Raw genomic sequence first — 10,149 nt, 5'->3', positions numbered from 1 at the left:
TACATTGCATCTTGGTCGATACAAAGTTGACTCCACTACCAGTACTTTTCAATTTCCCAACACGCTCTAAGGACTTTTATATCTAGTTTGTTCTTGTTATTCGCTTATGGATTTATATTCCTTGTTGGCTTATATATTGCTCTAATCGTATTAGAGCAATATATTATTTCGATTTGTGAAAACGAGTGTGTTAAATGCAGTTATACTAGAGTGGTTGTTGTTGATTCCACCTTTTGTTTATTATGCGTTCGAGTACAAATATTGGCTTTGGCTTATGCTGTCATTTTCCTTTTTAATTACCCAATTTCTCCGAAAGCATAAGATTGAAAGATTCTTAGAAATGAGTCGTGAATCTACCTCTGTCGAATCTTAGACTAATATATTCGTAGTTATACAACGAGTCTGGCAAATGTACCAAAGTTCTGTTTGTCAGAATCTTGTACTTCTCTCAGACTCGTTCTATAACTAAGATTATGTTAGTAAAATATAGCTAGAATATGACAGAACATTTTCTAAGCCCCCTTAACGATTTTGTTATATTTTCTCTAAGCGTTCGATTGATCTTAAGATACTCTCTCTATGCTTTTTAGTGAGCATCCATTTTGGCAAGCGGCTCCCCAAACTTTGATTGCGAATAGCTAATCCATTACGCTCTCTGAGTTGAGCTTCTATATGGTCACGTAGAAACTTTAAGTGCTCATAGTTATAAGCCCACAGTTGATTATTTCCACATTGCACAGTTAACCATAGAGGCAAGCTAAAGAACGGATCTGCTGATTTTCCCAAAGTGTATTGAGAAGTTTGTTTTTATTTGGTCAGGCCGCAATGTGAGCAAATAAGCCTAACAAGTCCTGATGGTATTTGTGACACTTCGACAACAGCTTGTTTATGACAAGTTGGACAGATCACGTAACTCAAGTTAGTAAAGTCATCAAAAAACGTATTGTATCCGCTCTTACTTCGAGAAGGCATAAAATCTGTTGTATAAGTGGCAATATGTTAAGCTTGAAAGCATTCAGCGTAGTAAGTGAACGAATTAAAGTCGAAGACTAGCGTTACCCATCGCTGAAGCTCCTTGGCTTGATGTACATTAATTTCGTAGGGATTGTACATTAACGGATCGTCAGTAGGAGGATCAAACAGCTTCTTCAAATCATCTAGAGGTACATGATCTATACTGCTTTCTCCTACGAGTTCTTCACTGGAGATGTCAAACCAACTAATCTGCCTTTGTACCCTCATTACTGTTATATAATCAAACGTTATGTTAGCCAAAGTACAAACTTCAGGCAAAATACCGGCTCACGAAACGCCCGTTCTTAGCGATCTTTCTAGTAACATTAAAAAGAGCACAAAATCTTTTCAAAACTTTCTCTAATTGCCGTCTCACAAATCAAGGTCTTGTAAGCTCGGTTTAGATTGAGTTTATAAAACTAATTCCCCGCCCAATGACGAATTAATTATCTTCGTTTCAGCGCTACATATCTACCGCCTGCTATACGCACATGCCCCTCCTCAGCCACCAACGTATCTATCTTATGCTAAGCTTCATCTGTTCGATGACCCTCTGCCTCCCCGCACTCGGGCAGAAACGCCAGTCCATCGAGCAGCTACGGCAACGTATTGAGCAAGAAATTCATAGGTATCCAGGTGTTTATGCCGTCGCGTTCAAAGATGGAAAGACGGGGCAGGAGCTGTTAATTAACGAACATCAGTCTTTTCATGCAGCCAGCACCATGAAAACCCCGGTGATGATCGAAGTGTACAAACAGCAGGCGCAGGGCAAACTCTCCCTGTCAGATTCCATACCGATCAAAACAGAGTTCATCAGCATCGTCGATGGCAGTCCGTATCAGTTATCTGTCAACCAGGACAGTGATACAAGTACGTATAAGGAGTTGGGCAACAAGCGTACGCTAGCTTCACTGGTGTACGACATGATTACCGTTAGCAGCAACCTGGCCACGAACCTCATCATCGAGCGGGTGGGTGCTCCCAATGTATTGCGGACGATGCGGGACATGGGGGCTCGAGATATTCAGGTGCTGCGTGGAGTCGAAGACACAAAAGCTTTCCAAAAAGGGCTTAACAACACGACGACGGCCTACGATCTGATGCTCATTTTCGATAAAATTGCGCAGGGTCAGGCTGTCAGCGCTGACGCGTCAGCCGAGATGGTGAAGGTGCTGCTGGAACAGAAATTTCATTCGATCATTCCGGCCCGATTGCCTGATAATGTCAAAGTTGCCCACAAAACCGGCTCCATCACGGGTGTGCATCACGATTCGGGTATTGTTTATCTGCCCGATGGCCGGTATTACGTTCTGGTACTGCTGTCTCAGGGCATTAAGGATGAGAAGGAAGCTGTGGCTATGATGGCGAACCTGTCCGAGCGGATTTATCAGTACGTATCGCACCAGTGATTATCGGTTAATCAGCCGTTTGTCTCGCCGTTTATTTATGCTGCCTGTTATAATGCTCCCGCAGCAGATCCTCCCCAAAATCGTTGGTTAGATCCCGGACAATGGTGTGAATATGGTTGGCGCTTGTCTGCGAGTTGTCATACTCGATGAGCAGCATTGGCCCATGAATGCGGTAATACCAGCCTTTACCTTCGCCCACTTCGGGGGTAAGGTCACCGGCCCAGCCAAAACGCAGCTGATCGAGCCCCGCTTTTTTGATACGCCCCATCTGTTGGTTAGCCAGCGTTACCCGGTAGTTATTCAGGTAGACCTGGAGCAGATTTAGAAACAGCGTTTGCTGCTCCGGTGTCATATTGGCCATAGGCAAACCGTCCATCCGCTCCATTGAAGCTTTGCGACTGTTTCCGGTGATTATTTCGCGGTAGGCAACGGGAGCAAGAATGGCTTTCTTACGCTGTTCGCCAGTCAGCGTTGCCAACAGGGCGAATGCCAGTTGCGTTTCCTGCCGGAGAATCTGCTTACCTTTCTGGGGCACCTCAGCGCGCACTTCGCCCGGATTACTACCCAGAAACATGGGAGATACGCTCAGTACCTGACCCGTCAGCGACGAAAAATTCAACGACAAATGGTGGCCCTCTACCCGCCAGCCCCAGGGTTCGGCGGGAGTCGCCGGATCACCGAAAACGGTGAACGCATAATTATCTGGATCACGGTAGGTATCGGTATCGGACCGGTTTTCAACCACCCGCAGCACGTTTTCCATGGCCATAATATCGACGGCCTTGTCGTAACCGGTTTGGCTCATTCCCGTTTTGATCAGCGCCATCGCCAGTTTGCGCTGTTCTGCTGTCATCTGTTTCAAAGCCAGCCCTTTCCGATCGCGGGGCACAAAGTGCCAGTTATACCGCTCATCGTCGGCAAACTGATACGTAGCCAGTTTGCGCTGCTCGGGTGTCAGCTCACGCAAAAAAGCCTGAACGGCTTCCTGCATATCATCTTTCACCCGCTGCTGCCGATCGGTCGTCTGCGCTACTGCACCCGGGATGGATGCCATCACCGCGAATACCCAACAGAAAAAGAATGTTCTCATAAGCCGATACCTCTTACGAGGCTAAAGCCTATCACGCTGTTCCTTTACTTGCCATATGATAGGCTATCCATTCTTGTTAATTATTAAACCTGGCGCAGCACAAAAGAAGTATTAATAACAGAGAGGTTGTTGGTTTGTAACGCTCGATTCTTCCGTGCCGGCCGGCCCTCGAACCACTATTTTACGTCCACATTTTGCCCCCTGCTGACTATAAGGAATTATACTCATCATCAATACAATTCTCATTGGTAGACAAGGGCATCCTCTATACGCAGGCCTAGCGAATATCTACCGCTTAATAAATAAAAAAACTACAAATAAATATTCATAACATTTACACAAATTCTTAATTTTCAATGATTTACTATAAATTACAACAAATATCTACTTATCTAATAGGCTGTTACATATTTCCGAGGTGTAGTCAGATTAAGTGAATAAGGATACGGCGACTTGTCTTAGTACGCCAATTCGTCAACTGTAATTCTACTTAATGCATGATGCACATCTATTTCCGCCGGCCTTCACTTATCCGGCCTAATTTGTTCTACCAAACGCTACTGCTACTGGGCAGTTTTCTCTGGCTCCAGATCACTATTGCCCAAACGTTGCCAATTGGCTTTAAGGCGGCCAAGGCACAGAGTGGGTACGATTCGCCCATGGGTATTGTATTTTCTGCCGACGGTAAACAGCAGTTTGTTTGGGAGAAAAACGGGAAAGTGTGGGTTTCCAACTGGAACGGGTCGCAGTACATTAAACAAAACGCGCCCGCACTCGACATCAGCGAGGAAGTGGGCAACTGGCGTGACTTCGGGCTGGCCAGCTTTTGTCTGGATCCCAACTTTGGCCAAAATGGTCGAGTCTATCTGTTCTACATGGTTGACCGGCACCACCTGATGAAATTCGGAACGGCAGCTTACAGTGCCACTACCGACGAGTACTACGGCGCTAGCATTAGCCGCGTAACTCGCTATCAACTGGCCGTCAACAACGGAATTCTGTCTACGGTAGCGAACAGTCGACAGGTACTCCTGGGCGAAAGCAGAAGCACGGGTATCCCGTTGGTTCACGAATCGCATGCGGGCGGAACCTTGCAATTCGCCCGGGACGGTTCGTTACTACTGACTACCGGCGATAACGCCAGCTACAGCTACGTCGACAAAGGGAACTCGCCTGATACGTACTACCAGCAGGCCATTAATGACGGCATCATGCGGGCGAACGAAAACGTTGGTTCCTTCCGGTCACAGATGCTTAATTCGCACTGCGGTAAGCTACTTCGCATGGACCCTAATACGGGTAACGGCCTGCCCAGCAACCCCTATTTTGACAGCGACAACCCACGATCGGCTAAATCGCGGGTGTGGGCACTTGGCCTGCGGAATCCGTTTCGGATGTCGATCATGCCAAACACGGGCAGTACCAACATGGCCGACGGAAATCCGGGGGTGATTGTCATCGGCGACGTTGGTTGGAACGTCTGGGAGGATTTGCACGTGATCCGGCAAGGGGGTGAAAACGCGGGCTGGCCTATTTTTGAAGGGCTTGAAATTCATCAGGACTACGCATCGGCGGCCAATACGCTGGAAAACCGCGATGAGCCTAATCCGTCCAATACCTGTAACAAGCCATACCTGACTTTTGCCGATCTGATTCGACAGCCCGCCAATCCCGTGCAAACAGTTATGAATCCCTGTAGTGGCCAACCGCTGCCGGGGTTACAACGGCGCTACATCCATGCTCGTCCTGTTCTGGATTGGAAGCACGGGGCAAACGTTGCTCGTACGCCGTCTTTTTCAAACTCGATCCCAACGGTAACCTCCTTAGGCGCTTCGGGTGGGGCCAGCGGAACACCTTTCGGCGGAAACTGCGCTGCCGGCGGTGCCTATTACAACGGAGCAAGCTTCCCCACCGAATGGCGAAACACGTACTTCTTCGCTGATTTTGGGGCTAACTGGATCAAGGCAGCCACATTCGATGCAAATACTAACGTAACGCAGGTACGGGATTTTGTACCAGCGGGCGGAACGAACGGAATTGTTGATCTCGAATTCAATTCCTTCGATGGTGGTCTGTATTACGTCAACATCAACACGGGTGACATTATGAAGGTAAGTTATGGCGGCAATCAGCCACCCATCGCTGTCCTGTCAGCCAACACGCTGACCGGACAGTCACCGCTGACGGTTTCCTTCAAAGGCGATGGCTCAACGGACCCAAACGGTGACGCAATCACGTACGCCTGGAACTTCGGCGACGGTACTACGTCAACGCAGGCGAACCCCACCAAAGTTTTCTCGGGCACGGGTACACAGGGATTCACCGTTACCCTGACGGTGAGCGACGGTAAAGGCTTGACCGACACAAAAACTGTACGAGTATCGCTAAATAACAGTGCGCCTACAGTAGCGATTACCAGCCCGGCGGCCGGCACGCAATATCCAGTGGACCGCGATAGTCAATACACACTAACGGCTCGTGTCAATGACGAAGATGCCAGTAACCTGACCTACGCCTGGCAGGTAACCCTGCGTCACAACACGCACGAGCACCGCGAGCCAGTGATAAGCAGCGCATCACCCACGATCACGCTGTCGCCGGTAGGCTGCGATGGGGAAACGTACTACTACTTTATCCAATTGACCGTAACTGACAAAGGAGGGTTAACGGCTACCGACTCGATAAAAATATTCCCGGACTGTAACTCGGCCAAGCTGGCTATTTCAAATCTACAGGCTACGGTTCAGGCAAACACGGTACAATTGAACTGGACTGCCCCTCCCTCCGTCTACGATAACGTATTGGTCGTGGCGAAAGCAGGTAGTGGTTTCAGTGATCGGCCGACCAAGCTGGTTTATACGGCCGATGCTAACTTCTCAGGATCAGGCGCCGAGTTCTTTGGGGGTAAGGTTGTCTATCAGGGCGTAGCGAACACGTTGACAGTGACGAACCTACCCCTCGGCCAGAAATATTACTTCCGCGTGTATACCCGCCGGGGAAGTGCCTGGACGGGGGGAGTCGAAACAAGTGCCGAACTGATTGCTCCGACACTCTCCGTCAAGTCAGGCAGCTGCTACCGAATTGTTTCGCGATCGAGTGGTAAGGTACTCGGTGGTGAAGGGAACGACAACGGGTCGGCCATTCGTCAGCGCACCGATGCCAACCTGGCCTCCCAGCAGTGGAAGTTCACTCTTACTACCGACGGCTACTACCAGATCATCTCTCAGCAGAACGGTAAGGTAATCGATGTAACCGGCGTATCAGTGGAGGAACGAGCTCAGCTAACCTTGTGGGATTATTTGGGCGGAGGCAATCAGCAGTGGAAACCAGTACAGAGCTCTGACGGCTATACCCAATTCATCGCTCGCCACTCCGGCAAGGCCATCGATTTGCTGGATGGTAACCAGAGCGAAGGAGCCGTGGTGGCTCAGTTTACACCCAACGCCACTACGAATCAGCAGTGGCGCGTTGAAGAGCGGAGTTGTGTCTCATCGACGTCGCCTGTACCTTTGTTCTCGGCAAAGGCTGGCAGTTGCTACCGGCTTGTCTCACGGGCCAGCGGTAAAGTGCTGACCAGCGACGGCACGGATAACGGAACGGCCGTGACCCAACGCACCGACGCCAATCTGGCTTCACAGCAGTGGAAGTTCGCGGCTACCAGCGATGGCTACTACCAAATCATCTCCCAGAAGACAGGCAAGGTGTTTGATCAGGTGGGTAACCTGCAGACGGATCGCGGTCCACTGGGTATCTGGAATTACGCCGGCGGCAACAATCAGCAATGGAAGCCAGTACAGACTGCCGATGGGTACACCCAGTTTCTGGCCCGCCACTCCGGCAAAGCCATCGACCTGTTGGATGCCAGCCAAAGCGAGGGGGCTGTGATCGGTCAATTTACGCCCAACGGTGGTACCAATCAACAGTGGCTGGTTGACGAGCGCAGCTGCGTGTCATCGTCATCGGCCCCCATATTCTCCGTTAAGTCGGGCAGTTGCTACCGGATCGTTTCGCGCTCAAGTGGTAAGGTGCTGGGTAGCGAGGGCAGCGACAATGGATCGCCAATTCGCCAGCGTACTGACGCCAACCTAGCCTCTCAGCAGTGGAAGTTTACTCCCACCACCGACGGTTACTACCAGATCGTTTCTCAGACAACGAGTAAAGTGATCGACGTGACTGGCATTTCAATGGATGATCGGGCCCAAATCATCTTGTGGGATTATCTAGGTGGTGGAAACCAGCAATGGAAACCGGTACAAAGTGCCGATGGATACACCCAGTTCATCGCCCGTCACTCCGGCAAAGCCATCGATTTGCTAGACGGTAATCAGAACGAAGGGGCCGTGATAGCTCAGTTTCCAGTCAATGCAAATACTGTACAACAGTGGCTCGTTGAAGAGCGTAGCTGTGTTTTTTCGCCAACGGCTTGTTACAAAATCGCATCCAGAAATGGAGGCAGAGCGATCAGCGTACCCAATGGCGCGACGAACGATGGTGTACAGTTGCGTCAGTTGACGTACGCGAAAAAAGCATCACAACAATGGAAGATCCAGGCTGACGCAGACGGCTATTACAAACTGGTAAACGGTAATAGTGGTAAAGTGATTGATGTTTATAACAACCTCACTAATGATCTGGTGAACATCATTCAATGGCCATCAACTGGTCAGAAAAATCAGCAGTGGAAGATAACCCCCGATGCTCAAGGCTATTACGTATTCACGGCCCGGCATTCAGGTAAGGTGATGGATCAGAAAGGTTCTGGCGAAAACGAAGATATCATTCAGTGGTCAGCTACTGGCGGTCAGAATCAGCAGTGGACGATTGATGCCGTTGGCTGTTCAGCGGCCGGTAGTCGACTTGGTGCCAATGAACTATTGTCTACGACGGAACTGACAGACATTCCCTATCGAATATATCCGAATCCAGCCGAGACCTATGTCAACGTTGATTTACAGGCATCGCAGGGACGGCTCACCAACGTATCGCTTACTGACCTGAACGGAAAAACGCTATACCACCGTTTGGTTGACACCTCGAAGGAGCCTTACCATGTTATGCCAACCGACATGTATGCCAAAGGCGTTTATCTGCTATCCATTGACGTGTCAGGAAATCCTAAGACAACCCTTCGGTTACTTATTGGACGGTAACAGTTGAGCAAAGACAAATCGGTCCTGCTGGTATTGATTCTATTACGTATCAATACCAGCAGGACCGATTTATTTTGACGCTAAACGCAAGATTTTCCCACCACTAAGATCACAGAGATATAACTCGTTTTTCTGGTCCTCGCCAAAAGCAGATATCGATCCGGCCCGCTCGATCAGCAGTTGATTGTTGGTTGCTTTTTTTCCATTAGCGGTCAAGGCCCAGACGCGACCACTAGCGTAGTCAGCGTAGATATATTTGCCTTTTAGCGCTCCGTTCTGCGCCCCCCGGTACACGTACCCACCCGTGATCGAAACATTACCATTGTCATGAGAATACTGCCATACGGGAGGCATTAATGTGGCCTCGGGTTTGGGATCGCTGGCTTTGTAATCAGCTTTCCCTTCCTTAACTCGCCAGCCGTAATTCCCACCTTTTTCTACAATATCGACCTCTTCGATCTCATTTTGCCCGACGTCGCCAGCCCAAAGCTGACCCTTATCGTCAAAGCTGATCCGCCAGGGATTGCGTAATCCGTAAGCGTATATTTCTTCTCGGTAGCCGTTCTTGTTTCCTTTATAGGGATTGTCGGCAGGAATACCGTAGCGACCCTTTTCTGCGCTATTTACATCGATCCGGAGAATTTTACCCAGCCAACTGCTGCGGTTCTGTGCATTGTTTTTGGGATCTCCCCCACTCCCGCCGTCACCAGTCGATACGTACAGATAACCGTCAGGCCCAAAGAGTACTTTGCCCCCGTTGTGATTGGAGTAAGGCTGGTCGAACCGGAAAAGAATTACCTCACTGCCCGGATCGACGGAGGTAGCGTTGGCAGACGAAGCTTTGAAGCGGCTCACGATGGTTTCGCGCGGATTATTCTTTGTGTAGTTGACGTAGAAATAACCGTTCTCCTTAAATTTTGGATGGAAAGCCAATCCTAATAATCCCATTTCGCCACCATACCCAACCTTGTTCCGAATGTCCAGGTACGTGGCAGCAGAAGCGGTCGCGGGGTTGTTCTCGAACACCCTTACCCGACCAGCCTGCTCCACGACAAAGACGCGGTTCGTTCCATCGTTGGCGTACGTGTATTCAACAGGTGCGTCGAATTTGAGTTTGGGATAGGCATCAACCGTTTGCATAGCCAATGGGGCCGATTCTTCTTTATCGTTGTTGGTGAGGGGCAAACCAGCAGGCAATATACTGGCTGTTGTCACCTGTGCTTCGGACGATTGCGCCAGTTCGGTATTCTGGTTACAGGCCTCCGCAATCAGCCAGGCAACGACTGATGTAGCCACCAAGGATAATAGTAATGAAAGAAAAGCTTTATTTAACATGAGTAAACAGACTGTATTCGTTCATTATATATAGACAAATACAGCGCCAGAGATCAGCACCGAACTTTGCTGCCCATTTTTTGTTTCAAATTCGACGATTTATGCCACTTACTACTAGCAGCCGAGCCGTAAATTAGCTTTTCTGCTGGTG

The 10,149-nt window shown here is 49.3% G+C and carries 5 protein-coding genes; 2 read left to right on the top strand and 3 right to left on the bottom strand.

The genetic code is table 11. The annotated features are described in order from the left end of the window. Positions 1-999: 999 nt before the first annotated feature. Positions 1,000-1,242, bottom strand: a complete 243-nt coding sequence (locus tag ACYVAD_RS19245) for a DUF7683 domain-containing protein (protein WP_461141156.1) — start codon at positions 1,240-1,242, stop codon at positions 1,000-1,002. 296 nt (positions 1,243-1,538) lie between these two features. On the opposite strand from ACYVAD_RS19245, the gene ACYVAD_RS19240 reads away from it, so the two are divergent. Beyond that, positions 1,539-2,423 carry a serine hydrolase gene (locus tag ACYVAD_RS19240; protein WP_461141149.1) on the top strand — a complete coding sequence of 295 codons (885 nt, stop codon included), beginning with the start codon at positions 1,539-1,541 and terminating at the stop codon, positions 2,421-2,423. A gap of 31 nt (positions 2,424-2,454) precedes the next feature. Here the strand turns inward: ACYVAD_RS19240 and ACYVAD_RS19235 are convergent, their stop codons facing one another. Continuing rightward, complete coding sequence (locus ACYVAD_RS19235) at positions 2,455-3,513, bottom strand: DUF3500 domain-containing protein (RefSeq protein ID WP_461141148.1); 1,059 nt, start codon at positions 3,511-3,513, stop codon at positions 2,455-2,457. Between the two features lie 497 nt (positions 3,514-4,010). Here ACYVAD_RS19235 and ACYVAD_RS19230 point away from each other — a divergent pair, with 497 nt between their 5' ends. Next, positions 4,011-8,663: an RICIN domain-containing protein gene (locus ACYVAD_RS19230; protein WP_461141147.1), complete on the top strand. Its 4,653-nt coding sequence runs from the start codon at positions 4,011-4,013 to the stop codon at positions 8,661-8,663. Between the two features lie 69 nt (positions 8,664-8,732). On the opposite strand, the gene ACYVAD_RS19225 is transcribed toward ACYVAD_RS19230, so the two are convergent. Beyond that, the gene (locus tag ACYVAD_RS19225) at positions 8,733-9,959 is read right to left on the bottom strand and encodes a PQQ-dependent sugar dehydrogenase (RefSeq protein WP_461141146.1); all 1,227 of its coding nucleotides are present in this window, start codon (positions 9,957-9,959) and stop codon (positions 8,733-8,735) included. Positions 9,960-10,149: the final 190 nt, after the last annotated feature.

This window comes from Spirosoma pomorum, from assembly GCF_054776615.1.
Note: the sequence above shows the minus strand (reverse complement) of the source record. Positions and strands in the feature narration are given on the sequence as shown.

What these genes read in the sequence shown, in the direction of transcription:
- ACYVAD_RS19245 (WP_461141156.1), bottom strand. Translation starts at nt 1,242, where the DNA reads ATGAGGGTACAAAGGCAGATTAGTTGGTTTGACATCTCCAGTGAAGAA.
- ACYVAD_RS19240 (WP_461141149.1), top strand. Translation starts at nt 1,539, where the DNA reads ATGCTAAGCTTCATCTGTTCGATGACCCTCTGCCTCCCCGCACTCGGG.
- ACYVAD_RS19235 (WP_461141148.1), bottom strand. Translation starts at nt 3,513, where the DNA reads ATGAGAACATTCTTTTTCTGTTGGGTATTCGCGGTGATGGCATCCATC.
- ACYVAD_RS19230 (WP_461141147.1), top strand. Translation starts at nt 4,011, where the DNA reads ATGATGCACATCTATTTCCGCCGGCCTTCACTTATCCGGCCTAATTTG.